This window comes from Rhodococcus sp. WY5 (genome assembly GCF_018588185.1).
Classification (GTDB): domain Bacteria; phylum Actinomycetota; class Actinomycetes; order Mycobacteriales; family Mycobacteriaceae; genus Rhodococcus_F; species Rhodococcus_F qingshengii.
Genome location: NZ_JAAMPR010000002.1, coordinates 25302 through 49330, shown reverse-complemented (window position 1 = coordinate 49330; position 24029 = coordinate 25302). Strand labels below are relative to the sequence as shown.

Genomic DNA, 24029 nt, shown 5'->3' with positions numbered 1-24029 from the left:
CTCTCGTTGGACGAGAACCGGAACTCGTATCCTATGAGAATGACGACGGACTCGATCCAACCTCCCCCTGGTCGGCGGACGTCCATGCGGGACGACCAGAAGCGGCTGACCCGCGAACGTTTGGTTGCGGCAAGTTACGACGCATTCACCAGATGCGGCTACTCTGCCGCTACTATTCGCGACATCACCAACGCCGCCGATGTCAACCGTGCGACCTTTTACCTACATTTTTCGGGCAAACCGGAGATTTTTCTCGCCGCCGCCGATCATCTCCTTGCACGGTCTGCGTTCGATCATTGGAAAACACTAGACACGGCATTGATCACCGGAACACGCCGTTCGATCCACAACTGGCTGATAGACGCCACACAGTGGTGGCTCGACCATGCGGAATTCGTCTCTGCATGGAACGAGGCTCTTGCCATCGAGAGCACCCTGCGAAACTCACAGAGTGCGGTTTACGACCGTATCGGTCATTCGCTCACGCAGTATGAGGCGTCGCTACCTGAAGGGCCGGAACGGCAGCGGGCGGTGTTGCTCATCGAGATGCTCGTTCTGCAACTCAACAGCGTCATAACACAGTATTGGCAGCCCGATACGTCCCCGAGTGAACGCGCAGAAACTTTGGACTTGCTTGCAGACATATGGTGCATGACGTTGCGGATCACCACAGCCTCTGCTTCCGCTTCCTAGGCATTTCCGAAATCAGAGGCCTGGTTCCCCCGAGCCGCTGGTGGCGCGGACAATTTCGAGTTCGGTGAGTCGTATGCAGCTGGACCGGCCGACCGGAAGGTTGGCCCTCAGGGGGCTCGCCAACCTTCCAGTCGGACCCATGACACCTCGGTGCGTCACTTGACTACGAACGAAGCACAAAGATTTCGATCGGATACTACTTCGGAAACAACCGACTAGGTCCACACAAAGGTCTGGTCAGCGATAGAAGCGGTAGACGGGTTCGGCGACACACACGGGCTTCTGTGACGCGGTGCAGTGCACCGTCGCTCGGAGAATGATCTGGACGCCGTCAGCGATATCTTCGACAGCTGTCACCTCTGCGCTAAGTCGAACCTTGGATCCGACAGGGACAGATGCGGGAAACCTGACCTTGTTCAAGCCGTAATTGATTGCCATCGACGCCTGCCGGACATGGAGTACTTGCAAGAACATAGCGCTCAGCAACGACAACGTGAGGTAGCCGTGGGCGATGGGTCCGCCATAAGGGCTTTCGTTGTTGGCGCGATCGACGTCGACGTGAATCCATTGACGGTCGTCCGTGGCCTCGGCGAAGATATTGACCCGATCCTGGGTGATGTCGAACCAGTCGCTGTCTTCGAGTTTCTGGCCGAGGAGTTGGTGGAGGTCGTCGACCTTATCGATCGTAGTGGGCATGCTGTCCTGCTCTGGTTGGTGTAGAGGAGATCGGTGGACGGTTAGGGGGATCCTCGATCAGGTGATGGTGACGCCGCCGTCCACCGCGATGGTTTGTCCGGTCACGTAACCGGCGGCATCCGAGGCCAGCCACACAAGTGTCGCAGCGAGTTCAGCTGGGTCGCCGGTCCGTCCGAGCACCATGCGAGAGGCCAGACCGTCGAGGTAGCCGTCCTGGTACTGGTCCGTCATTTCGGAAGCGAAGAATCCAGGGGCGATCGCATTGACACGAATTCCCTTCCGCGAGCCCCACTGTTGGGCCAGATCACGGGTCAATCCCACGATGGCAGCCTTGCTGGCACTGTATGCAGCTTGGGGTAGACCGGCTGTCGTGAGTCCGAGGATGCTGGAAATGTTGATGATGGAGCTGCCAGGTTGCATCACTCTGCCACAGGCCTGTGCGGTCCAGTAGGAACCGTTGAGATTGATGTCAATGACCGAACGAAACTGATCGGGTGTTTCGCGGGTAGCAGGGAAGGCGGTCGCGATTCCGGCGTTGTTGACGAGAACATCGACGCGTCCGAACGCCGCCATCGCCTCGTCGACCAGATTCGTGCATTGATCGGGATCCGCGATATCCGTTGCCACCGGGAGAGCGCGGCGTCCGCTCGCCCGAACCAGCGCGGCTGTATCCTGCAGTTTGTCGACGCGTCGAGCCGCGAGGACGACGTCCGCGCCGGCCTCGGCGAATGCTCGTGCAAACGCCACCCCGAGTCCGGACGATGCGCCGCTGACGATAACGACACGGTCATCGAGGCGGAATCTGTCGAGTACGTTCATGTTCAATGCCTCTTCGGGCTCAGAACCAGTTGGGGTTCATGTCGAGTGTGGTCCGGTCAAGGCTTGCCAACAGATCGAGTTGCGGTGTGACCTTGGGCAGCTCATGACGATAGAAGTAGCGGGCGGCGTGGCGCTTCCCGTCGTAGAAGTCGCCGTCCTTGCCGACGACCGCGGTGAGCTGTTCGAGCCACATCCATGCGATCACGGTGTGTCCGAATGCCTCCAGATACACCGACGAGTTCGCCAACGAGGTCGCCGTATCACTCGTGGACCGCAATATTGTCGTCACCTCGACGACGCGGTTCCACACAACGTCGAGTTCGTCCGCGTAGCGTGCCGTGTCGCCCCCGAGAAGGCGGCTGCGTTCGATGGTCTCTGCAACCTTCGATCCGAGCAGCGTCAAGCCGGCACCGTCATGCATGGTGACCTTGCGACCCAGCAGGTCCAGCCCTTGAATGCCGTGCGTGCCTTCGTGAATGGGATTCAAGCGGTTGTCGCGGTAGTGCTGTTCGACGTCGTAGTCGCGGGTATAGCCGTACCCTCCGTGAACCTGAATCGCGAGGCTGTTGGCTTCGAGACACCATTGCGACGGCCAACTCTTCGCGATCGGGGTCAGGACGTCCAGGAGCAACCTTGCCTCGTCAGCGGTTGCTGCATCCTCGACGGTGTCGTGCTCGTCGACCAACCAGGAGCAGTAGAGACCAAGCGCCAGAGCACCTTCGACATAGGACTTCTGCGCGAGCAGCATTCGGCGGACATCGGCGTGTTCGATGATCGGAACCGGCGCGGAAGACGGGTTCTTGGCTTCGAGCGGGCGACCCTGGGTTCGTACCTTCGAGTACTCGAGCGATTTCAGGTAACCGACGTAACCGAGGGAGATCGCGAGGAAACCGACACCGATCCGGGCCTCGTTCATCATATGAAACATATACGACAGACCCCGGTGCTCCTGCCCCACGAGGAATCCCACAGCGCCGGATTGGCCTGCCGGGGAATGTGTTCCGTCACCAAATGCGAGCAGTGTGTTGGTGGTGCCGCGGTTGCCCATCTTGTGGTTGAGGCCCATGAGCGTGACGTCGTTGCGTTCGCCGACGCTGCCATCGGTACCGGGGAGGAATTTCGGGACGATGAACAACGAGATGCCTTTGACCCCGGGACCGCCGCCCGGGGTTTTCGCCAGCACCAGGTGCACGATGTTCTCGGTGAGTTCGTGGTCACCTCCCGAGATCCACATTTTCGTGCCGGTCAACCGGTAGCTGCCGTCCTCCTGCGGGATCGCCCGGGTGGTGATGTCCGCCAGCGACGACCCAGCCTGGGGTTCGGACAGGCACATCGTGCCGAAGTACCGGCCCTCGAGCATCGGGCGGAGGTAGTCGTCGATCTGCTGTTCGGTGCCGTAAGCCGCGATCAGGTTGGCGTTGGCGATTGTCAGGAACGGGTATGCGGCGGTACCGGCATTGGCTGCCTGGAACCAGGCCATCGCCGCCCGTGCCACCGTGGTGGGTAGTTGCATGCCTCCGACGCTCTCGTCGAATTGCCCCGCGATCAGTCCCGACGTCGCGTAGGCGTCGAGGGCCGTTTTGACCTCGTCGATCATGTCGACGGTGCCGTCGGGGCGCATGGTCGGCTCCTGGGCGTCGGCCTTCTTGTTGTGTGTGGCGAAATGCTTGTGCGCGATGTCCGCGCTGAGGTCGAGCACCGCGTCGAAGGTGTCCTTCGAATGTTCGGCGAAGCGTGTGCGGGAGGTCAGCGAGGTGACGTCGAGCCATTCGTAGAGCAGGAAGTCGATGTCGCGCCGGGAGAGTACATCGGTCATGGGTTCATCCGTTCAGAAAATGGTGTCACATGGAGACACCGCCGTCGACCGGAAGGACGACGCCAGTGATGTAGCCGGCTTCCTCGGAAGCCAGGAAGCAGATGGCATCGGCCATCTCGGACGGGTCGGCGAACCGTGAGATTGGTCCGGTGAGTTCGGCGATCTTGTCCTCAGGAATCGAGGCGGTCATCCGCGTGGCTGCGTTCGGCGAGATGGCGTTGACGGTGACACCGAACGCGGCCAGTTCCTTCGCAGCGGTTCTGGTGAATCCGATGATCCCGGCTTTCGCGGTGGCATAGTTCGCCTGGCCCCGGTTGCCGTGCAGTCCGGTGTAGGAGGTGATGTTGACGACGCGCCCGAATTCCTGCTTCCGGAAGTGCGGTACACATGCCCTCGTGAAACGAAATGTCCCGCCGGCGTGGACATTCAGGACCTGATTCCAGTCGTCGTCGGTCAGCTTCCACAGCACCTTGTCGCGCAGGATGCCCGCGTTGTTGACGAGGATGTCGATCCGGCCGGTCTCGTCTATCACGGTGGAGACGACCCGTTCGACGTCGTCGGTGTTGCTGACGTCGGCGGGGATGCCGACGGCGCCGACGTCACGGGCGGCCTTGTCGAGTTCGATCTCGTCGAAGTCCACCATGAAGACGGCGGCTTTGGCTTCGACGAAGTGGCGTGCCAGTGCCTGACCGATGCCGCGGGCGGCACCGGTGACGATGACCGATTTGCCGGTGAAGTCATAAGTGATGTTGCCCATGGGTGTTTCCTTCGCTGTCAGTTGAGGCGTTCGAGGACCATTGCCATACCTTGTCCGCCTCCGACACACATGGTTTCGAGGCCGAACTGCTTGTCGTAGGTCTGCAAGTTGTTGAGCAATGTCGCGGTGATGCGGGCACCGGTCATACCGAAGGGGTGCCCCAGAGCGATGGCGCCACCGGAGACGTTGAGCTTGTCCTCGTCGATGTTCAGCTCTCGCGCCGACCCGATCACCTGCACGGCGAATGCCTCGTTGATCTCGACGAGGTCGATATCGGAGATACCCAGCCCCGCGATCGTGAGAGCCCGCTTGGACGCTTCGATCGGGCCCAGGCCCATGATCTCCGGCGACAGCCCGGAGACCCCGGTGGACACGATGCGGGCGAGTGGGGACAGTCCCAGCTCCTTGGCTTTGGTATCGGACATGATCACCAAGGCAGCGGCGCCGTCGTTGAGTGGACAGGCATTGCCGGCGGTGACGGTGCCGTCGGGTCGGAATACGGGCTTGAGTTGGCTGACGGCCTCGTAGGTGGTGCCGGCACGAGGACCGTCGTCTTCGCTGATGACTGTGCCGTCCGGGAGTGTGACCGGGGTGATCTCGCGTGCGAAGAAGCCGTTCTTGATCGCTTCCTCGGTGCGGTTCTGGGACCGTACCGCCCAGCGGTCCTGCTCTTCGCGGGTGATTCCGGTGACCTGGGCAACGTTCTCGGCGGTCTGCCCCATGGCGATGTAGGTATCGGGGAGCAAACCCGTCTGGCGGGGGTCGACCCACTGCTGACCGCCCTGGGCTAGCTTCTCGGTGCGAGCCTGTGCGTCGGCATACAGCGGGTTCTGCGTGTCGGGAAGTGAATCGGAGTTGCCTTTGGTGTATCGAGACACAGTCTCGACACCGGCGGAGATGAAGACGTCGCCCTCACCGGCTTTGATCGCATGCAGGGCCATCCTTGTGGTCTGCAGTGATGACGAACAGTACCGGGTGACCGTCGTACCGGGGATGAAGTCGTAGCCGAGTTGGATCGCGACGTTGCGGCCCATGTTCTGCCCCTGCTCTCCTCCCGGCAATCCGCAACCGAGCATGAGGTCGTCGATGTCGGAGGGACGCAGAGCCGGAATCTTTGCAAGAGCGGCCTGGACCATCTGCGCGGTCAGATCGTCCGGGCGCATACCCTTGAGCGATCCCTTCATGGCGCGGCCGATCGGCGAGCGTGCAACAGAAACAATGACAGCCTCGGGCATGAAGCCTCCTGAGTTGGGGCCGAGTGCGGACGCACTCGAGCGGGGGTGGGTTTCGCGCGGAGCACCGCGCGGCCATAAATATGCGAGCGCATAGTTTCTATGCGCTCGCATATACTGACTGCGCAGATGGATACCTGTCAACCTCAAACGATCGAGAGGCAACCGTGCGATGAGCACACCCGCGCAAGCTGTCGCATGTGAGGTAGGCACGTCAAAAGCCGCCGCCCGCATACGGACTGCGGCTATCGAAGTCTTCGCAGCCAAGGGATATGGGGCGAGCACCACTCGGGAAATCGCAGCCAGTCTGGACCTGAGTCCTGGAGCCGTATACCCCCACTACAAGACCAAAGAATCGCTACTGTTCGCCATCAGCTTGGAAGGCCATAACGCCGCACTCGCCACCGTCATGCACGCCGACCAGCCGATCGCGCCGCCCGCTCTGAGGCTGGCGGCCACCGTAACTGCGTACGTGAAGTGGCACGCCGACAACCACGCACTCGCGAGAGTCGTGCAACACGAACTACGTTCGCTCTCACACGAGCACTTCAACGCAATCGCAGACATCAGACGGACCACGTCACGGGTATTCACACGAATCATCGAAGCCGGCGATGCGTCAGGAGACTTCCAAACAATCGACGTCGAGGCCGCCACACTAGCCATCACGTCTCTCGGCGTCGACGTCAGCCGATGGTTCCCCTCGAATACGTACTCCGAGCCCGACATCATCGCAACACGCTACGTCGAACTGGCACTCCGAATGGTCGGTGCGAACGACTGACTCCCGGCCGCAGACGGCAGCGCCCGGCAGAAAGGTGCCGCGATCATCGAAGCACTCTTCTTCACGACAACAGACAATTACCTTGGGCCGTCGCCCATCCCGCTCGCATACCGGGTTTACGTCGACGAGTACGAGGGTGCTCGGTCAAGCCAAGTTTCGTCGGCGCTGCCACTGTGCATGCCGGCGCGTTAGGGACGCCAGGTATCGACTGCGAAAAGTGGGATGCGACGACAGCCAACCCTGTTTTTTGGCGTTCACCCTTTCTTTCGTGGGTAACTTCCTTTGGTGCACGCCCATCCGGGCGGAGCGAGATCACCGTCCTTCCCAGGCCACTGATACCGAGATCGCAGCGGGTCCTGACCAGCGGCGCCGGTCCGACTGTGACCTTGGCGCTGCTAATCAGGACCCGCGTGAACCAACATATGGTGAGTCGGCACGAAACGGATCTCGTTCGATTCAGGAAATGCCGTATGTCTTGATGTTGGCGAACTGGTCCATGCCGGATGCGCCCAACTCGCGGCCTACTCCGGAGCGCTTGGTTCCACCGAACGGGATCTCGGCAGGCGCGCCGAGGAAATTGTTGATTCCCACCATTCCGGTGTCGAGTTGCTGCGCCACATCGCGTGCAGCGTTGGAATCTCCGAACACCGTACCGCCTAATCCATATGCAGATTCGTTTGCGAGCTTGACCGCGGCAGCAGCATCGGCGACGCGGTAGATCATGCCGAGCGGACCGAATGCCTCTTCGGAAAAGATCCTCATATCGGGGGTGATGTCCGTGAGTACCGCCGGGGTGAAGAACGCGCCCGGCCCATCGACGCGCCCGCCAGGAACGAGGACGGTTGCACCCTTGTCGACTGCGTCACGATACTGCGCCTCGAGGGTGTCGGCCGCCACCGAACTCGACAGTGGTCCAACGGTTGTAGCGGGGTCGAATGGGTCACCGAGTGTATTGGCGGCGAAGGTGGCAACATAGCGAGCGATGAAGTCGTCTGCGACGGCATCGGTCACGATCACCCGCTTCGGGGCATTGCAGAACTGACCGCCGAGGAACAACCGCAGTCCCGCCGCCGTGTCCGCAGCGGCCTCGACATCGGCGGACTCGAGCACGATGAACGCATCGGATCCGCCGAGTTCGAGTACAACCGGTTTGATGTGACGTGAAGCCTGCTCTCCGACAGCGGATCCGGCGCGATCAGATCCTGTCAAGGTGACTGCGCGAACGCGGTCGTCGGCGATGTACGCGGAAACCTGGGTGGTCGACACAAGTGCGGTCTGGTACACATTGGCCGGAAAGCCCGCTTCTGCGAAGAGGTGATCGAAGAACAGCGTCGAACCAGCACAGATTTCGGATGGTTTGAGCAGAACCGTGTTGCCCAACATCAGGTTCGGCGCTGTTGCGCGCATTGCCTGATACATCGGAACATTCCATGGTTCGATGCCGAGAACCACCCCGACTGGTTCCCGGCGTGTAATCGCCCGAGTGAAACCGGCGATCTCGGTCTCGACGTCGGCGAGCAATTTCTCACCGTTGTCTGCGTAGTACCGAAAAGTCGACGTGACCATGTCCATCTCCGCCACCGACTGAGCCAACGGCTTGCCCATCTCCGTCGTCACGAGCGCGGCCAGTTCGTCCACGTTCGCTTCCAGCAGTTCGATGAATTTCCGAAACAGACGCACTCGCTCGGCAATCGGAGTCCGACGCCACGTCTGGTACGCCGCATGCGCGCGAATCAATAGGGCATCGGCGTCGGCGTCGGTCAGTGGCGGGTACTCCCGAACCACTTCGCCGGTCGCCGGATTAGTTGTTCGGTATGTACGCGTCGATGGATCTGTGGCTGTCGGTACGGACATGATTGAGCTCCTCGATCTCGAGTGTTCGAAGGTGTGCGTCGGGTGCACGGATGTACTGGTGGGCGCTACTTGCTACCGAATTCGATGATCCCGCGAATATTGCGTCCGTCGTGCATGTCGGCGTACGCCTGATTGATCTGGTCGAGGGTATAGCGGCGGGTGATCAGTTCGTCGAGCTTGAGCTTGCCCGACTGGTACAAGCGCAGCAGCATCGGCATCGCCTCGCGCGGGGATGCCATGCCGTACAGCGCACCTTGAATACGCTTCTGGAACATGGCGAGCGTGAAAGCGTTGACGCCGGGGAGTCCGTCCTCGTCAACTGGACTCAGACCGGTGATCACGAGAGTACCGGCCTTACGAATTGCGCTGTACGCCCTACCGATATCTTCTCCGTGCACAACACCCATCGTGACGATGGCGGAGTCTGCTCCCTGTCCATTAGTGATCGATTTGACGAACTCGTCGGCCTCGGCGAAGTCGGCGAACGTCTCGGTGGCGCCAAACAAGGGGGCTTGCTCCCGCTTGAACGGTGCGGGATCCACCACGACGACGTGACTCGCACCAGACGTTGCGGCGCCCTGCACTGCATTCATCCCGACTCCACCCGCACCGATCACCAAGACGACATCGCCGGCCTTCACCTCCGCCGCCGTGGTTGCCGAGCCGAAACCGGTCTGGACGCCACAAGCCACGAGACAGGCGACATCGAGTGGGATGTCCTTATCGATACGGACAACCGACATCTGGTCGTAAACTTGCCATTCGGCGAAAGTTCCGAGCGTGCTCAGTGTCCCGATATCCGTTCCGTCGATGTGCATCCGGTATCCGCCACTCGGCTGAGTGCCTTCGAGAATGATGGCCCCGTTGTCGCACAGGTTCTGCATTCCCATTGCGCACCAGCGACACTTCCCGCAGGCCGGGATGAATGAGGTGATGACATGGTCGCCGACAGCGAGGCCGTGGACTTCTGCTCCTACCTTGCGAACGATCCCGGCGCCTTCGTGCCCACCGACGATCGGGCGTGGGGTCGGCATGTCGCCGGTCACCGAATGATCGTCCGAATGGCACAGTCCTGTCGCCTTCATCTCGACAAGTACCTCGGTAGGGCCCGGATCATCGAGTTCTACTGTCTGAACCTTCCAATCTGCGTTCAGTTCCCATAGAACAGCAGCCTGAGTCTTCATGATGTGGTCCTCCAAGGGGTGAGCGAATGCAGTGTGAATCGAGCGGATGCGTCGGTGACGGCATGCGAGAGCATCTGAACCTGGTGGTGATGCAAGTCATAAATCTATGGTTCGTTTGATTCTCTGTCAAGAGCCTGCCGACTCGTTGGAAGAATACGAATTCGCCTGCACACGTGGGCGCGTCGACCGCGACGAATCTGTTGTCCGCTTCCCGATTCGACTAACGTGTGAGCTGTACGGAACGGCCGATCTGTCGATCTGGCGGGCATCAATCCGTCGTTACGACGCTCAGGGGGGTGTCCCTATTGTTTTCGTCAAGCGGCGGTCGCGGCGTTTGATCGGTAGGGTTCGTGGTTCTTGAGCATGGCGTAGAGAACATCGCAGCGGCGTCTGGCTAGGCAGATGAGGGCGGCGTTGTGCTTCTTTCCTTCGGCTCGTTTTCGGTCGTAGTAGGTGCGGCTGGCGGTGTCGTGCAGCGCGGCGAACGCCGAGAGGAACAGGGCGCGTTTGAGTTTGCGATTACCTGATCGGGTGGGGTGTTCCCCTCGGATCGACGTCCCCGAGCGGTGGGTCACCGGTGCGATCCCGGCGTAGGCGGCCAGGTGAGCGGCTGAGCGAATGCTGAACCGTCACCGACCTCGAGCAAGATCCGTGCGCCGGTCCTGACCCCGATGCCGGGCATGGAGGTCAGGACCCGGGAAAGAGGGTGGTCATCGAGCATCCTCTCCACGTCCTCGCTGATTGATTTGCGTTGCTGAAGAATGGTTTTCAATGAGTCGGCCAATTTCGGTAACACGATCTCGGCAGCTGTCGTTCCCGGAACGATGACGGTTTGTGTCTCGAGTGCGGCGCGGACGTCGGCGACCAATCGCGTACCCAGGCGTGGTGCGTGTTTGGTGGCAATCGTGGTGATTTTGCGGGTGCCGGCGTCTCGTATTCCGGTCGGGCCACCGCATCGAGACAAGATCTCCAGCACTGCAGGGTGGGCAATTCGAGGGCCGAGGACGCGTTCCAAGGCTGGGTGAATACTGGTCAGCAGGCCACGGATTCGGTTGCTGATGCGGGTGGCTTCGCCTGCTAGATCGTCGTCGAAACCTACGAGTACGCCGAGCTCGGTGAGCGTGTCATCGCCGGTATCGACTCGTCGCAATGTGTGTGGCATGGTCCGAGCTGTATCGGCGATGATGAACGCATCGCGGGCGTCGGTCTTGGCTTGCCCGGGATTAAGATCAGCGATTCGGCGCATCGACAGACCCGGTAGATATGCCACCTGGTGCCCGCATGCGCGGGCTACGGTGACTGGTAATGCGCCGATCGTGTTGGGCTGATCCACCACGATCAACACTGGTCCGTGCGTTGCGAGATGGTCGAACACCACACGCAATCGGGTTTCATCGTTGGGCAACGCCTTGTCATACAGGCGAGTCCCGCGGTCGTCCAGTCCAACGGCATGATGTTCGGATTTGCCGACGTCAATGCCACAAAACACGGCGTAGCTCGTGTCCATGAAGCAGTCCTTCGTCCGGTTCCTGCCGGTCGCCGATCAGACGTCAATACCCGACACCCACGTTATGAAGAGACCTGCTCACGATCAGCGGCCCTGTCCCTATCAGCGGTTTATCGACGCCACCACACCCGGCGACACCACCCCCCGGATCATTGATGACAGGGGCAAGAAGTCATACCAGGTCTGGCGACCGCAGCCCTCAATTTCAAGGACCTTCTAAAAGATAACGGGGCGCGTCGAGGCAGCCGTTCGAACGTCAGGCTAAAGGATCGGGATTGGCGCCGACCAACCTGCGAACTGCTGCGACGTAAAATGCGGTGAGATCATCCAGGCTGGCCTCTCCCGTCGGTTTGAACCAACTCGTGATCCCGGTAATCATCGTCAGGATCGATAGTCGCGTCAGGGTCAGGGGGATGTCGGCAAGCGATTTCTCCCGACGGCATTGAAGCAAGATGTCATTCAGCAGGTGGTCGTATCGATCGCGAGACTTCATGTACAGCTCGAGTCGTTCTTCGGAGAGGCTGCGGGTTTCCATTCGAGCGATATAGGTTTCCTTGTGCCGAGTGACATGCCACTCGGCGAGACCGGAGATGAAGGTGTCGAGGCGATCAAGTCCGGACTCGACACCTTCGAGCCGGGACTCGAGGTCATCGACGATCTCGTCCAGGACCTCGGTGACCAGTCGATTCAGGAGTTCTTCTTTGCTCGAGAAGTAGTAGTAGAGAGAACCTGGCTTCATCTGTACGAGTTCGGCCAGTTGACGGGTGTTCATGGTCTCGAAACCGTGTTGGTAGATCAGCTCGATTGTGGCCTGACGAATGATCGGCCAGGTCGTGTCCCGCCGTGTGCCCGGTATCCTCATTCTGCTTCCTTTCCTCCTGAAGAACGACCTCGCACCTCAGTGGTCCGTACAACCATCATGCCAACATACGGCTTGGTGCCAGCTCGAATCTCATCGACTGTCACGCCTTATTGCCCCGAGTGAGGCGCTGTGTGAATGCATCGGATTCTCAAACGCCGAGTCCGCCATCGACATCGATCGTCTGACCGCTCACGTAGGCGGCGTCGGGCGATGCCAGGAATGCGACTACCGCGGCAACCTCGTCGGCCCGCCCCAGGCGTCCGAGCGGCACCTTCGATACGATGTTCTCGATGGTCGGCTCGGTCAGCTCGTTTCGTTCGACCAACGCCGCACCGATTCCATCGGCCAGGACTCCGGGTGCAACGCAGTTGGCGCGAACCCCGAACCTGCCCTCCTCGAGAGCGACGGTTTTCACCATGGCCTCGACACCAGCCTTCGGAACGGCAGAGAGCGCATCTCTAGCGGTGGCACGACGCGTTGCGAAGCTTGTGACGGCGATCAGCGAACCGGCGCTCTCGCGAAGCACCGGGATGACCGCGGTGACAAGATTGAAGAACGCGATCAGCTCGGACTGAACGTGGAACTCAAATGTGGGAGCCTCGATTCGACTGAGGTGTCTTTGCGGAACATAGGGGCCCGCTGCGTGGACCACAATCGCTGGCGCACCGAGTCGATCGACGGTTTCCGATACAAGATCGGTGCTCGCCGCACTTTGCCCGAGATCCGCTGGCAGGGTGATCACCGCTCGTCCAGTGGATTCGATGCGTGATTGCAATTCGGCTGCGCGTTGTCCGTTCGAGGAATAGACCGCCGCGATATCGAATCCTGCCATCGCAAGTCGCTGACAGACCGCGCTTCCGATCGCACCCGTGCTCCCGGTGACTAAGGCGACCGATGGGTCAGGGGGCATCGGAGATCCAGTCGGTTGCAAGCGTTGTTGCGATACCACCGTCGACAGCGAGTACCGAACCGGTTACCCATGAACTTGCCTTCGACGAGAGGTAGACAACAGCACCGGCGATGTCGTCGTCTCGCCCGATACGTCCGAGTGGTGAGCTGGATTCGATTCTCGCACTGCTTGTTTCAAGCAGAGGTGCCATCATCTTCGTCGCGAACGGACCTGGCGCGATCGCATTCACCAAGATGTTGGTCGCGGCCAACTCTCGGGCAAGTGCTCGGGTGAGATGATGGAGGCCGGCTTTCGTAGCAGAGTACGAATAGTTGATTCCGCCGGAAACCTGAAGACCGTCGATCGAGCCGATGTTCACGACACGGCTCGGGTCGTCCGAACTGGCACCGGCTCGGAGCAGAGGCGCGAATTGCTGAGTCGCATAGAACGGGGCCTTGAGGTTGAGATCGACCACCTTGTCCCATCCGATCTCGGGGAACTCGTCGAACGGTGCACCCCACGTGGTGCCCGCGTTGTTGACGAGAATGTCGACGCCGTCGAACCGATCGGCAACCTTCTCGGCCAGTTGCGCACTCCCGGAACGGGTCGACAGATCCGCTGCGATCCCGATCGCCCTGCCGTGCGAGGACAACAGTTTCTGAGCCTGCTCGCATGCCTGGGCGTCTCGTGAAGCGATCACTACCGAGGCGCCGGCGTCGAGCAATGCACGTGCCATGGTCAGGCCGATGCCTCGCGTTCCTCCAGTGACGACGGCCGTCTTACCATCCAATCCGAACAGATCAGTCAGCCGTGCACGATTAGCCACGTCAGAATCCGCACTGGTAGCGAACACGTTTCGCCTCTTCGGGTTCGAAGCGCGTGTACAGCCCCGACCGTCCCATGACCGGCAACCCGGCCTTCTGGGTGAGGTCGACACGCATTTCGAGGGTCTTCACCCCGACCGTCAATGCATCAAAGATCGGCACGTCGACGCCGGGAACGCGGTTCAGGCCTGCGTCGGCGATGATCGTGCTCAGGCCGGCGCTGCCGACGGCGATCGCCGAAGCGCCCATGTCCACCAGACGCTGAGCCTGCTTGGCAACCTCCTCGACGACGAAGTCGGGTTCTGTGAAGCCTCGACTGAATGCGTCGTACGAGGAGATGTCTATACCGACGAGCCCTGCGCACCGACCTTCGAGACCGTACTTCACGACGAGGCTGTGACAGTACTCCTGCCAGCCCTTCTCCTGAACGGTGATGACACCGAACTTGTAGCCGTAGGTCGCCGCGGTGTGCAGGGTGGCTTCCCACGGCCCCACCACCGGAACGTCCAGCAGCGATCGTGCTTCGACCAGCCCCGGATCGCCGGTGCACGCCATCATCGCGCCGTCGATGTCTTCGGTTTCGGCCGCTTCGGTCAGTTCGTGCAGTACCGCGACTCCGTTGAGAAGGTAGGGATAGGCGTAGACCACATCCGTTGCGCGCCGAAGTTTGGCCCACCGATGCAGCAGTTCGGTGTCCGGGCGCTTGACGCGTTCCATGGTTCGGTTGAACATCTCGAAGTACGGTTCGGATCCGCGCTCGGAGTTGATGTGCACGATCTGGAGTTTCATTTCGTTCCTCTGTTGGTCTACGGCGCAGTCGGTTTCGGGAATATCAAGATCGTTCGAACTGGGCCGGGCGTTTGCCCAAGAAAGCCGCCAGGCCCTCACGGTGATCGGACGAGTCGAACAACGCTGAGAAGATCTCGACTTCTCGCAGGTGCCCGGCGTCTTCGGAATGACGAAGCTCGAAGTTGGCCGACTTCTTTGCGGCCTCGACTGCGAGAGGACCGCAGGAGTTGATCCTCGACGCCAGCGCGAGCGCGGCGTCGAGTACCTTGCCTGCGGGCGAAACCTCGTCGATCAGACCGAGTCTGAGAGCTTCGGCCGCAGTGACACGGTCGCCGGTGAACAACATTCGCTTCGCCGTTCCCGGGGGCAGGTTCTTGGTGATCATCTGGGTGCCGCCGGCGCCGGGAATGAGTCCGAGCTTGACCTCGGTCAGCCCGATGGTCGCGCTCGGATCGGCAATGGTGATGTCGCAGGCGAACATGACTTCGCAACCGCCGCCGAGGGCGTGGCCGTTGAGAGCGGCAATGACCGGAACTCGTAGATCGAACAAAGTGTGTTGCATGCGTTGGGTTCTCAGCGCCATGGCCGCGGCGCCCTCGCGATCGAGCGAGGTGAAGAGCTTGATGTCACCGCCGGCGATGAAGCATCTGCCTTCTCCGGTCAGAATCATCGAACGAACGTCGTGATCTGCTTCGACGTTTTCTGCCGCGTCGCGGATCTCGTCGGAAACGTCCGGGTGTAGTGCGTTGACAGGCGGATTGTTCACGGTGATCACCGCGGTTCTGTCCACGTGCTCGACGCGAATGTATCGGTAGCTCATGAATGTCTCCTAGCGTGATGTGCTGTCGACGACGGAATCTCGCAGTTCGCGTTTGAGGATCTTCCCGGAAAGGTTGCGTGGAAGATCCTCTTGGAAGCGAATATGTTTGGGCACTTGGTATCCACCCAGATGGCTGCGGCAATATTCCTCGATCTCCGCAGCGGTGAGCGTGGTGCCCGGGCGATGGACGAGTACGGCCATGAGTGCTTCACCCCAGTAGTCGTCGGGTATTCCGATCACGGCAACTTCGGCGACCTTCGGATGTTTGGCGAGCACGTTCTCGATATCGCGCGGGTAGATGTTCACCCCACCGCTGATGACGAGATCCTTCTTACGATCGACGACGTACAGGTAACCGCGTGAATCGACGGTCGCCATGTCGCCGGAATACAGCCAGTCGTCGACAATCGTCTCCGATGTCAGTTCGGTCTCGTTCCAGTACCCCTTCATGGTGGTGCGGCCACGAACCAGAATTTCACCGACTTGGTTCGAACCCGGCTCGACCGGTTCGCCCGTCGCGATGTCGATGACCTTGACATCGATGTCTTCGACCCCACGGCCGATCGATCCTTCAGCGACGAGGTGATCCTCGGCGGAGAGATACGAGACGTGCGACGTCGCTTCCGACAGGCCGTAGGCATGCACGAGGATCGGGCCGAAGACCTCGAGTGCTTCCTTCAACCGAGCACCGGTGATGGGAGCAGCACCGTATCCGATACGCCGGAGAGTGCTGAGGTCGTACTGGCCGATCCGAGGATCGTCGAGCAGCTTGTAGAGCATGGTCGGTGCGAGAAACGTGTACGTGGCGTGGAGTTCCGCAACCGCTTCGAAGAAGGTCAGGGGGTCGAACTTGGATATGAGACGAACGGTTGCGCCGGCCGCGAGGTGGACGAAGGTGTGTACCGATGTCTGGTGATACAGGGGGCTGACGTGCAGGGAGACGTCGCCTCGTCTGGGGGCGGAGTACTTGGCAACCGAGCGTCGATCGAAGACGATGTTGTCGTGGGTGAGTAGCACTCCCTTGGGGGCGGCCGTGGTCCCGCTCGTGTACACGATCGTGGCAGGGTCTTCGGGAGTGACATCGACCGAGGTGGGTTGGGCGCCGGTGTGTGACCACGAGTCGAAAGTGTCGTACTCACCGACGGTTCCGCCGATCACCGCGATGCGGCCCTCGAGGCTGGGGACGTCCGTCGCGGCCAGTTCGATGCTCTCGATGAAGCTGGAATCTGCAAGCAGGACAGTCGGTTCCGCGTTGTTCATCAATGTTACGTGTTCGGCTGCAAGCAGCCGCCAATTGAGCGGGACGTAGATCGCACCGATCAGAGTGATCGCATAATAGGCGATGACGTACTCGTTGCGGTTGGGACAGATGACCGCCACGCGATCACCTTTGGTGACGCCCTTGTCCTGCAGGGTGGCGGCGAGAGACGTCACTCGATCACGAAGTTCGGCGAACGTCAGTTGACCGTTGTCGTCGATCAACGCGACGTCGGTGTCGATGGGAATGTCGTTGTCGAACAATTCGTCCGAGATGATGCGCACTGTGTACCTCCGATGACTGGAATACTTAATCTATCGATCGCTTGATTCTTTGTCTACACCCGGGTCGGTGAACCCTCCCCAGTAATCGAATCAGGTGGTGGGGAAGCCTGAGTGCGGTCTCGCGAAGGTGGTGGGATTCGGTAGTCCGCACCGTTGCGCATGTCTGAGATTTCGGCATATCGCAGGCGCTCGTATGGCTATGGTAGACCTACAATAAATCAAGCAACCGGTAGAATAAGGAGAAATCATGAGGGTTCGGCACGTGGCCGTCAGTGAAAGTTGCACCTCTCGTGCGATGTGGGCGCGGGGCGAAAGCGCATGACCGCCACGCAGAGTGACGCCGTAGTCGTCGGTGCCGTCAGAACTCCCATCGGTGTGGGCAAGCCCATCAAAGGCGATCTGTCGTCGGTTCATCCGGTCGACCTGTCAGCAATTGCCATCGCAGCCTTGGTAGCCCGGACCGGTGTCGATCCGACATTGATCGACGACGTCGCCTGGGGGTGCGTGACGCAATCCGGTGAACAATCGCTGAATGTCGGCCGCAACGCGGCGTTAGCCGCAGCACTACCGGAGTCGGTGCCTGGCATGACGATCGATCGTCAGTGCGGATCGTCGCAGCAGGCCGCACAGATCGCCGCGGCGATGGTCACTGCCGGGCACTGCGACGTCGTCGTTGCCGGAGGCGTCGAGTCCATGTCCCGTGTTCCCATGTTCTCGGCGATGCAGAATGCGGATGCCTACGGCTCGGTCAACGACCGTTACAGCGGAACCCTTGTACCGCAGGGGATCAGCGCAGAGATGATCGCGGATCGCTGGAAGTTGAGCCGCAGTGAGCTCGACGAACTGGCGTCGATCTCGCACGAACGGGCGGACGCAGCTCAGCGCGACGGACTGTTCGACGACGAGATCGTACCGGTGGGTGGGGTCGATCGCGATCAGGGCATCAGGCCCGGAACCACTGTCGACACCCTTGCCAGCCTCTCGACACCGTTCAAGCCCGACGGAGTCGTCACGGCGGGCAACGCGTCACAGATTTCGGACGGTGCGGCCGCACTGCTCATCACCTCCAGTGAGACGGCGTCGAATCTCGGCCTGACACCGCTGGCCCGCATGCATTCGTTCGCGACGGTCGGCGTCGACCCGGTTCTGATGCTCAACGGCCCGATCGAAGCCACAGCAAAAGTACTCGAACGCGCGGGTTTGACCCTTGCCGACATCGGGGCGTTCGAGGTTAACGAGGCCTTTGCCTCGGTCCTGGGCGCATGGTTCGCCGAGACGGGGGCGGATCGGTCACTGACCAACCCGCTGGGCGGAGCCATCGCGCTCGGACACCCCATGGGCGCCTCGGGCGCGAGGTTGGCCACAACGCTGATTCACCACATGCGTCGGCACAAGATCCGGTACGGCCTGCAGACGATGTGTGAGGGTGGCGGCATGGCGAACGCGACGATCTTCGAACTTCTCTGATCTAGACATGGTTTCGGCCCCCTTGCAAACTGCGAGGGGGCCGAAACCATGTCACTGTGCACGTACCGGCGCGCCAAGGTCCTCGGACAAGGGGAGCCGGTACCCTGCCGGACTAGTGACCGTAGCTCTTGTAGGTCTCTCGGGCGATAATGATCTTCTGGATTTCGCTTGTGCCGGCGCCGATCTCATGGTGCTTTGCATCTCGGAACAAACGAGCGGCCGGATACTCCTCCATCAGGCCGTAGCCGCCCAGAATCTGGACGGTGTCGCTTGCGGCTTCCATCGCAGCCTGGCTGCTGTACAACTTGAGGACCGAAGCTGCGCGCGTGACGGTCTCGCCGGCATCGAGTGCACGGATCAACTGATACAACATCACTTTGGACATTTCCAATCCCATCGCCATGCGAGCGATCTTGTCCTGGGTGAGCTGATAGCTTTCGAGTTTCTTGCCGAAAACCTCACGTTCGCCTGAATACTCGACGGCGAGATCGAGACATGCCTGCAGGCTGCCGACATTGGAAGCCCCCTCGAAGACACGCTCGAGGTCGAGACCTTCGAGCATGTAGTAGAAGCCTCGATCGACCTCTCCCAGAACATGATCAGCCGACACGCGTACACCGTCGAACGCCACTTCGGCAGTAGGTGAACTACGCATACTCAATTTGTCGAAGGGCTTTCCGGCCGACAGACCGGGGGTGTCCGCATCCACGATGAAGAGAGTTCCTCCGGCTGCGCGCCGGTCCTCACCGCTCGTACGCGCGAACACAAGGAAGAAGCCGGCGATGGGGGAGTTCGTGATGAACATCTTGGAACCGGTGATGATCCAGTCGTCACCGTCGCGTACGGCCCTGGTCTTGGGGCTCAATGCATTCGAGCCGCCGTGGGTCTCGGTGATGCAGATCGAGGCCCAGGTGTCACCCGCGAGCAACGGAACCAGGTATCGCTGCTTCTGTTCCTCGGTTCCGCGCTCGATCAGATGACGAGCTACGAGGCTGATGTTGACCATGAGTGAAATGTCGAGGCCGGCGTTGATGCGCGCGGTTTCCTCGGCCACGATGGTTCTCGTCATCAGGTTTCCGCCGCCCCCGCCGTAGGCCTCGGGAGCGAAGGCCCCCAGAATTCCGGCCGAGCCCATCTTTTTCAGTATTTCGTCACTGGCTCGACCCTCACGCTCCATTTCTTCGACGTGTGGGCGAACTTCGCGCTCCATGAACTGCCGTACAACTGTCTGGAAGGTGCGTTCTTCTTCTGTCAGCAAGGACGACGCTGCCGAAATGTCAACCATCACTGTTCCTTTCCATTAGTGGTGAGGAGGTCGACGTCGACCTTCCGCCTTATTCTAACTAGCGCTTGAATAAATTGAAATCTATGTGTCGTTCGCCACGGTGTGACCCAATGTCATGACAGAACTGCCAGAGACAATCCGCCGCAGGCGAGCAATGTCTGACCCGTGACGTAGCTGCAGTCTGCCGAGGCGAGAAACCGAACGCATGCAGCAATTTCTGACGCTGCACCGAATCTCCCCATAGGAATACGGGCGACCAAGGGCTCACGGAAGGAATCGGGCGTTTTCAACGCCATACCGGCATCGATCAGACCTGGTGCAATACAGTTCACCGTGATGCCGTGGCGGGCGAGTTCGAGGGCAGCAGAGCGTGAAAGTCCTTCGATGGCCCCCTTTGCCGCTCCGTACGAGCCGCCGGCGGGCGACCCACCTGCCGCGATGGAACTGGTATTCACAATCCGGCCGTATCGCTGCTCTTTCATGCCCGGTACGAATGCCCTCATGGTGTTGAGCGTGGATTTCAGATGCGTGGCCAGCACCAGGTCGAAATCGGAGTCGTCGATCTTGAGCAACGAGGCGTTGCGTGAGACGCCGGCAAGATTGATCAGCGAATCCACGACGCCGATTTCGGCCTGGACCGACGCAGCCAGCGCCTCCACCTCGGCGCGGTTCGTGATGTCGCAGATGTGAGCAGAAGCCGAGTACCCTGCGCTGCGAATCTCTCCGGCAACTCGTTCGGCCGAGTCCGGGTTGACGTCGACGACGCACACATGGTCGCCGCTCGCGGCCAACGTGTGCGCGATCGTGCCGCCGAGGCCTCCACCTCCGCCCGTGACAAGTGAGATCGTGTTCTCGGAGTCGATCTTGGTCATTTCTTCCTTTCTGATTGTCCTACTGCCGGCATCACCCTGATGGTCGCGATCTCTAGGCGGTGAGCCCCCCGTCGATGGGATAAATGGACCCCGTCACGAAGCTGGCGCGTTCGCTGAGCAGCCAGACGGCAAGCTCGGCAACTTCTTTCGGCGTCGCAGCTCGGGAGATCGGCCGGTCCGAGACGGCGTCCTCTCTCGATGCAACCGCGCTTTCGAGCGGTCCCACGAGTGGAGTGTCGGTTCGGCCGGGAGCGATGGCGTTAACGCGAATTCGGTGGGGTGCGAGTTCGTGTGCTGCCGTTCTGGTCAACCCGACGATGGCAGCCTTGCTCATCGCGTAGGCAGCGAGTCCGGGAGCGGCCTTGAGCGCGGAGGCCGACGAGGTGTTGACGATCGACATCGGTTCGCTCGATGCGACGGCAAGGCGTGCCAGTGATTGGAGTACCAGGAAACATCCCCGCGCGTTCACGCGCATGATCGCGTCGAAGCTCTCTGCTTCTGTGCCGAGCAGCGGTCCGACTTGACCGATGATTCCTGCATTGTTGTGCAGCATCGACGCCCAGCCGAACTCTCGTCGTACCGCGTCGGTGACGCGTTCGACGCCGTCGACGGAACTGATGTCTGCAGTCACGCTGATGCAGGGGATAACCGACCCGATTCGATCACGCAGCGCGGAGAGGCCGTCGGCGTCGACATCGACGGCCATGACAGCGTCGGCCTCACCGCGCTCGGCGAGTATGAGCGCAGTAGCTGCGCCGATTCCGCTTCCAGCGCCTGTCACCACTGCGAGCCTGGGCTGTACGGGACTCATGAACGATCCTTCTTTCGTTTTCGGTATTTCAAGCTCCGAGATACAAGTCTCCGACGGCGTCGTCGAGAAGTTCCGCCGGTGACGCGGTGAGAGCGATTGTGCCGCTGCTCATCACGTGGACGACCGAGCACAGATCGGCGACAAGGGATCGGTTCTGCTCCATCAGGATCAGTGCAGGACCGTCTTTGCGGATCTCGGACAATGCCGCGGAGACCGCTTTGACCATCACCGGCGCCAACCCGAGACTCGGCTCGTCGAGAATGATGACCCGTGGTTTCTGGATCATCGCGCGTGCGATGGCAAGGATCTGCTGTTCGCCACCACTCATCGCACCGGCTCTGTCGTGTCTCTTGGTGGCAAGGACTTCGAACCTCGATTCGAGTTCCTGCAGTTCGCGATTCCCGACCTTGAGCCCTGCTCCGTATGCGGCGGCGGTGAGGTTTTCCCTGACCGTCAGTTGGGGAAATACCATGCGCCCCTCGGGAACGATGCTGATTCCTGCGCGAATGCGCTGGTGCACAGTCATGTTCGTGATCGCGCGCCCATCGAGTTCGATGCTGCCGCCGCGAGAACGCAGCGTGCCGATCAACAGATTTGCCAGGCACGTCTTCCCCGAACCGTTTCGACCGATCACCCCGATTGCATCTCCGACCGCGAGGTCGAAGGAAAGTTCGTGGATGACGTCGGCGGCGGCATATCCACCACGAATCATGTTTACGGTCAATGCAGTCATGCCAATTCCTCCGTTACTGCGCTCTCCCCGAGGTACGCCGAACGGACCGCTGCCGAGCTGAGTACGTCATCGGTCGGCCCGGCCATGAGCATTTTGCCCGACTCGAGTACGACGAGCCGTGGACACAGCGACCGCACCAGATCGACGTCGTGTTCGATCAGGCAGATGGCGGTCGGATGCTGGGACCTGAACCGTGTGAGAGCGGTGATGAGCTCGACTCGCTCGTCTTGGTTGAGGCCGGCGGCCGGCTCGTCGAGCAGAAGAACCTTCGGGCCCGCTACCACAGCTCGCGCAATTTCCGCGAGTTTCAAGAATCCGTACGGGGTCTGGGCTGGCAATCGATCGGCATACTCGTCACATCCGAAGGTGCGGATTGCGGCGTCGACCGAGACCTCCGTGGAAGTGACGAATCTCAGTCCGGACTCGATGTTTTCGCGGATGGTCAACGATTCGGCGAGCTGCGGGTGCTGAAAGCTCCGCTTGATGCCGACGTTTCCGCGTGCGCGGGGCGAGAGCGAGTTGATGGTGGTGTTCTCGAAGACCACATCGCCCGATTTTTGCCGATAGATGCCGGTCAACACATTCAGCAGCGTGGACTTTCCTGAACCGTTCGGACCGATGAGTCCGGTTGTGGTGTTCTTCGGCAGTTCGAGTTCGACATCGGAAAGAGCTGTGACGCCGCCGAATTGCATTGTGACTCCGCGAGCCGACAGGACGATTTCGGTATCGGTGCTCATCGTGGTGTCCTCCGTAGCGATGTCTGCAGATTTGCGAGCAGCTTTTCGATCGGACGAGCAAGTCCTCCTGCGCCCGCGAGGATGGCGACGAGCAGAATCCCACCGAACAGAATTCCGGTAGCAGACGATGGCATGTAGTCCTGGAGCTGCGTGGGGAGAAACCCGATGAGAAGACCTCCGACGAGTGCCGCCCAGATGCTGCGTGAACCACCGATGACAGCGCCGACGAAGAGGTTGATACCGAGTGCGGCTTGGAATTGGTCCGGGCTGAGGAATCCGACGGTCAGTGCGAACAGAGCACCCGCCAGACCGCAGAGTGCCGCGCTCCAGGTCCACACGGCGACCTTCACCGCCGTGGTGCGGACACCGAAGACTGCAGCCGCTGGTTCCGCCTCGGCAACCCAGATGACGGTCTTTCCCCATCGTGATTCGAGAAGTGCGAAAGTGGCCAGCCCGACGACGACGAACGACACTGTGACCAGGACGAGTGTGCCCGGCGACGAGCCTCCGATCTCGGCCCCGAAAAGGGTAAGACCGAACGGTACCGATTTGCCGTGAGATCCGCCGGTGATGCTCTCGAGAAAGACGATGCATTGCGGTACCGAGTAAGCGAGTACGAAAGTCGACAGAGCAGTGAATATTCCGCGTAGTCGAACGGTCGGAATGGCCACGACGAACCCGATGAGCGTCGTAGTTGCCACAGCAAGGACGACGCTCACCAGCAGCGGGATCGAGTGCTCGAGGAAGATCGCCATCGCGTAGGCGCCCACCGCCATCCACCCGCCCGCGCCGAGGTTGATTTCGTTCAGCCCGCCCAACACCACACCGTTGGACAGCACCGCAATGGCGTACACGGTGGCGATGGCGAGAGCGAGACGCGTCGAGGACGTCGAGGACAGACCGACGATCAGTGTCACCACCGGCAATACCACGATCAGTAGAAGTCGCCAACGGACGAAGCCGCGTCCGCGGCCGGACTGGATCGAGGATTGACAAATTTCTGCAACTGCCCGTGTTCGCGTCGGCACAGTCTTTTCCTTCACACTTTCGCTCATC

22 protein-coding genes and 1 pseudogene are annotated in these 24029 nt (G+C 60.7%); 3 read left to right on the top strand and 20 right to left on the bottom strand.

Going from position 1 to position 24029, the window contains the following annotated elements; translation table 11 throughout:
- The first annotated feature begins 39 nt into the window (after nt 1-39).
- On the top strand, nt 40-693 hold the full coding sequence (locus G4D79_RS29270) for a TetR/AcrR family transcriptional regulator (protein WP_214514681.1): 654 nt from the start codon (nt 40-42) through the stop codon (nt 691-693).
- A gap of 237 nt (nt 694-930) precedes the next feature.
- On the opposite strand, the gene G4D79_RS29265 is transcribed toward G4D79_RS29270, so the two are convergent.
- From G4D79_RS29265 to G4D79_RS29245, 5 genes are read right to left on the bottom strand one after another with little or no spacing between them, the layout of a single operon-like run.
- The gene (locus G4D79_RS29265) at nt 931-1389 is read right to left on the bottom strand and encodes a MaoC family dehydratase (protein WP_206492447.1); all 459 of its coding nucleotides are present in this window, start codon (nt 1387-1389) and stop codon (nt 931-933) included.
- Nucleotides 1390-1446: 57 nt separating this feature from the next.
- On the bottom strand, nt 1447-2208 hold the full coding sequence (locus G4D79_RS29260) for an SDR family NAD(P)-dependent oxidoreductase (RefSeq protein WP_206492446.1): 762 nt from the start codon (nt 2206-2208) through the stop codon (nt 1447-1449).
- Nucleotides 2209-2227: 19 nt separating this feature from the next.
- Nucleotides 2228-4024, bottom strand: a complete 1797-nt coding sequence (locus G4D79_RS29255; protein WP_206492445.1) for an acyl-CoA dehydrogenase — start codon at nt 4022-4024, stop codon at nt 2228-2230.
- A gap of 25 nt (nt 4025-4049) precedes the next feature.
- Nucleotides 4050-4781 (bottom strand): SDR family NAD(P)-dependent oxidoreductase, encoded by a 732-nt coding sequence (locus G4D79_RS29250; RefSeq protein WP_165639967.1) that lies wholly within the window; start codon nt 4779-4781, stop codon nt 4050-4052.
- 17 nt (nt 4782-4798) lie between these two features.
- The gene (locus G4D79_RS29245) at nt 4799-6016 is read right to left on the bottom strand and encodes an acetyl-CoA C-acetyltransferase (protein ID WP_165639968.1); all 1218 of its coding nucleotides are present in this window, start codon (nt 6014-6016) and stop codon (nt 4799-4801) included.
- A gap of 169 nt (nt 6017-6185) precedes the next feature.
- Here G4D79_RS29245 and G4D79_RS29240 point away from each other — a divergent pair, with 169 nt between their 5' ends.
- Nucleotides 6186-6797, top strand: coding sequence for a TetR/AcrR family transcriptional regulator (locus tag G4D79_RS29240; RefSeq protein WP_016895511.1), 612 nt, complete (start codon nt 6186-6188; stop codon nt 6795-6797).
- A gap of 456 nt (nt 6798-7253) precedes the next feature.
- On the opposite strand, the gene G4D79_RS29235 is transcribed toward G4D79_RS29240, so the two are convergent.
- The 9 genes and pseudogenes from G4D79_RS29235 to G4D79_RS29195 all read right to left on the bottom strand — a co-directional run bounded on the left by G4D79_RS29235 (nt 7254) and on the right by G4D79_RS29195 (nt 17068).
- Complete coding sequence (locus G4D79_RS29235) at nt 7254-8651, bottom strand: aldehyde dehydrogenase family protein (protein WP_016895512.1); 1398 nt, start codon at nt 8649-8651, stop codon at nt 7254-7256.
- Nucleotides 8652-8716: 65 nt separating this feature from the next.
- Nucleotides 8717-9835: an NDMA-dependent alcohol dehydrogenase gene (locus tag G4D79_RS29230; protein ID WP_165639969.1), complete on the bottom strand. Its 1119-nt coding sequence runs from the start codon at nt 9833-9835 to the stop codon at nt 8717-8719.
- A gap of 314 nt (nt 9836-10149) precedes the next feature.
- Nucleotides 10150-11342, bottom strand: a pseudogene (locus G4D79_RS29225) (IS110 family transposase).
- A gap of 256 nt (nt 11343-11598) precedes the next feature.
- Complete coding sequence (locus G4D79_RS29220; protein WP_214514680.1) at nt 11599-12204, bottom strand: TetR/AcrR family transcriptional regulator; 606 nt, start codon at nt 12202-12204, stop codon at nt 11599-11601.
- 148 nt (nt 12205-12352) lie between these two features.
- Nucleotides 12353-13114 carry an SDR family NAD(P)-dependent oxidoreductase gene (locus tag G4D79_RS29215; RefSeq protein WP_284731209.1) on the bottom strand — a complete coding sequence of 254 codons (762 nt, stop codon included), beginning with the start codon at nt 13112-13114 and terminating at the stop codon, nt 12353-12355.
- Nucleotides 13104-13919 (bottom strand): glucose 1-dehydrogenase, encoded by an 816-nt coding sequence (locus tag G4D79_RS29210; RefSeq protein WP_308252615.1) that lies wholly within the window; start codon nt 13917-13919, stop codon nt 13104-13106. Before G4D79_RS29210 ends, G4D79_RS29215 begins: the two co-directional genes overlap by 11 nt.
- A 1-nt stretch (nt 13920) precedes the next feature.
- The gene (locus G4D79_RS29205) at nt 13921-14706 is read right to left on the bottom strand and encodes an aspartate/glutamate racemase family protein (RefSeq protein WP_214514678.1); all 786 of its coding nucleotides are present in this window, start codon (nt 14704-14706) and stop codon (nt 13921-13923) included.
- A 43-nt stretch (nt 14707-14749) separates the two neighbouring features.
- Nucleotides 14750-15526 (bottom strand): enoyl-CoA hydratase/isomerase family protein, encoded by a 777-nt coding sequence (locus tag G4D79_RS29200; protein ID WP_214514677.1) that lies wholly within the window; start codon nt 15524-15526, stop codon nt 14750-14752.
- A 9-nt stretch (nt 15527-15535) separates the two neighbouring features.
- Entirely contained in the window at nt 15536-17068 is a 1533-nt protein-coding gene (locus G4D79_RS29195) for a class I adenylate-forming enzyme family protein (RefSeq protein ID WP_214514676.1), read from the bottom strand.
- 318 nt (nt 17069-17386) lie between these two features.
- Between G4D79_RS29195 and G4D79_RS29190 the strand changes: the two genes are divergently transcribed.
- On the top strand, nt 17387-18535 hold the full coding sequence (locus G4D79_RS29190) for a thiolase family protein (protein WP_214514675.1): 1149 nt from the start codon (nt 17387-17389) through the stop codon (nt 18533-18535).
- A gap of 112 nt (nt 18536-18647) precedes the next feature.
- Here the strand turns inward: G4D79_RS29190 and G4D79_RS29185 are convergent, their stop codons facing one another.
- The 6 genes from G4D79_RS29185 to G4D79_RS29160 form a co-directional block, all read right to left on the bottom strand.
- Nucleotides 18648-19820 (bottom strand): acyl-CoA dehydrogenase family protein, encoded by a 1173-nt coding sequence (locus G4D79_RS29185; protein WP_214514674.1) that lies wholly within the window; start codon nt 19818-19820, stop codon nt 18648-18650.
- 113 nt (nt 19821-19933) lie between these two features.
- The gene (locus G4D79_RS29180; RefSeq protein WP_214514673.1) at nt 19934-20692 is read right to left on the bottom strand and encodes an SDR family NAD(P)-dependent oxidoreductase; all 759 of its coding nucleotides are present in this window, start codon (nt 20690-20692) and stop codon (nt 19934-19936) included.
- Between the two features lie 52 nt (nt 20693-20744).
- Nucleotides 20745-21503: an SDR family NAD(P)-dependent oxidoreductase gene (locus G4D79_RS29175; protein WP_214514672.1), complete on the bottom strand. Its 759-nt coding sequence runs from the start codon at nt 21501-21503 to the stop codon at nt 20745-20747.
- A 28-nt stretch (nt 21504-21531) separates the two neighbouring features.
- Nucleotides 21532-22236: an ABC transporter ATP-binding protein gene (locus G4D79_RS29170; RefSeq protein ID WP_214514671.1), complete on the bottom strand. Its 705-nt coding sequence runs from the start codon at nt 22234-22236 to the stop codon at nt 21532-21534.
- Nucleotides 22233-22973: an ABC transporter ATP-binding protein gene (locus tag G4D79_RS29165; protein ID WP_214514670.1), complete on the bottom strand. Its 741-nt coding sequence runs from the start codon at nt 22971-22973 to the stop codon at nt 22233-22235. The genes G4D79_RS29170 and G4D79_RS29165 overlap by 4 nt, the downstream gene beginning before the upstream one ends.
- A complete protein-coding gene (locus tag G4D79_RS29160) occupies nt 22970-24028 on the bottom strand; it encodes a branched-chain amino acid ABC transporter permease (RefSeq protein ID WP_214514669.1) in 1059 nt (352 codons plus the stop codon). The genes G4D79_RS29165 and G4D79_RS29160 overlap by 4 nt, the downstream gene beginning before the upstream one ends.
- Between the last annotated feature and the right edge of the window lies 1 nt (nt 24029).

Bases quoted from the DNA above. Each gene is read 5' to 3' on its own strand.
- G4D79_RS29215 (WP_284731209.1), bottom strand. From the start codon at position 13,114: ATGCCCCCTGACCCATCGGTCGCCTTAGTCACCGGGAGCACGGGTGCG.
- G4D79_RS29260 (WP_206492446.1), bottom strand. From the start codon at position 2,208: ATGAACGTACTCGACAGATTCCGCCTCGATGACCGTGTCGTTATCGTC.
- G4D79_RS29270 (WP_214514681.1), top strand. From the start codon at position 40: ATGACGACGGACTCGATCCAACCTCCCCCTGGTCGGCGGACGTCCATG.
- G4D79_RS29180 (WP_214514673.1), bottom strand. From the start codon at position 20,692: ATGACCAAGATCGACTCCGAGAACACGATCTCACTTGTCACGGGCGGA.
- G4D79_RS29175 (WP_214514672.1), bottom strand. From the start codon at position 21,503: ATGAGTCCCGTACAGCCCAGGCTCGCAGTGGTGACAGGCGCTGGAAGC.
- G4D79_RS29255 (WP_206492445.1), bottom strand. From the start codon at position 4,024: ATGACCGATGTACTCTCCCGGCGCGACATCGACTTCCTGCTCTACGAA.
- G4D79_RS29265 (WP_206492447.1), bottom strand. From the start codon at position 1,389: ATGCCCACTACGATCGATAAGGTCGACGACCTCCACCAACTCCTCGGC.
- G4D79_RS29250 (WP_165639967.1), bottom strand. From the start codon at position 4,781: ATGGGCAACATCACTTATGACTTCACCGGCAAATCGGTCATCGTCACC.
- G4D79_RS29230 (WP_165639969.1), bottom strand. From the start codon at position 9,835: ATGAAGACTCAGGCTGCTGTTCTATGGGAACTGAACGCAGATTGGAAG.
- G4D79_RS29170 (WP_214514671.1), bottom strand. From the start codon at position 22,236: ATGACTGCATTGACCGTAAACATGATTCGTGGTGGATATGCCGCCGCC.
- G4D79_RS29205 (WP_214514678.1), bottom strand. From the start codon at position 14,706: ATGAAACTCCAGATCGTGCACATCAACTCCGAGCGCGGATCCGAACCG.
- G4D79_RS29200 (WP_214514677.1), bottom strand. From the start codon at position 15,526: ATGAGCTACCGATACATTCGCGTCGAGCACGTGGACAGAACCGCGGTG.
- G4D79_RS29240 (WP_016895511.1), top strand. From the start codon at position 6,186: ATGAGCACACCCGCGCAAGCTGTCGCATGTGAGGTAGGCACGTCAAAA.
- G4D79_RS29220 (WP_214514680.1), bottom strand. From the start codon at position 12,204: ATGAGGATACCGGGCACACGGCGGGACACGACCTGGCCGATCATTCGT.
- G4D79_RS29245 (WP_165639968.1), bottom strand. From the start codon at position 6,016: ATGCCCGAGGCTGTCATTGTTTCTGTTGCACGCTCGCCGATCGGCCGC.
- G4D79_RS29160 (WP_214514669.1), bottom strand. From the start codon at position 24,028: ATGAGCGAAAGTGTGAAGGAAAAGACTGTGCCGACGCGAACACGGGCA.
- G4D79_RS29190 (WP_214514675.1), top strand. From the start codon at position 17,387: ATGACCGCCACGCAGAGTGACGCCGTAGTCGTCGGTGCCGTCAGAACT.
- G4D79_RS29235 (WP_016895512.1), bottom strand. From the start codon at position 8,651: ATGTCCGTACCGACAGCCACAGATCCATCGACGCGTACATACCGAACA.
- G4D79_RS29165 (WP_214514670.1), bottom strand. From the start codon at position 22,973: ATGAGCACCGATACCGAAATCGTCCTGTCGGCTCGCGGAGTCACAATG.
- G4D79_RS29185 (WP_214514674.1), bottom strand. From the start codon at position 19,820: ATGGTTGACATTTCGGCAGCGTCGTCCTTGCTGACAGAAGAAGAACGC.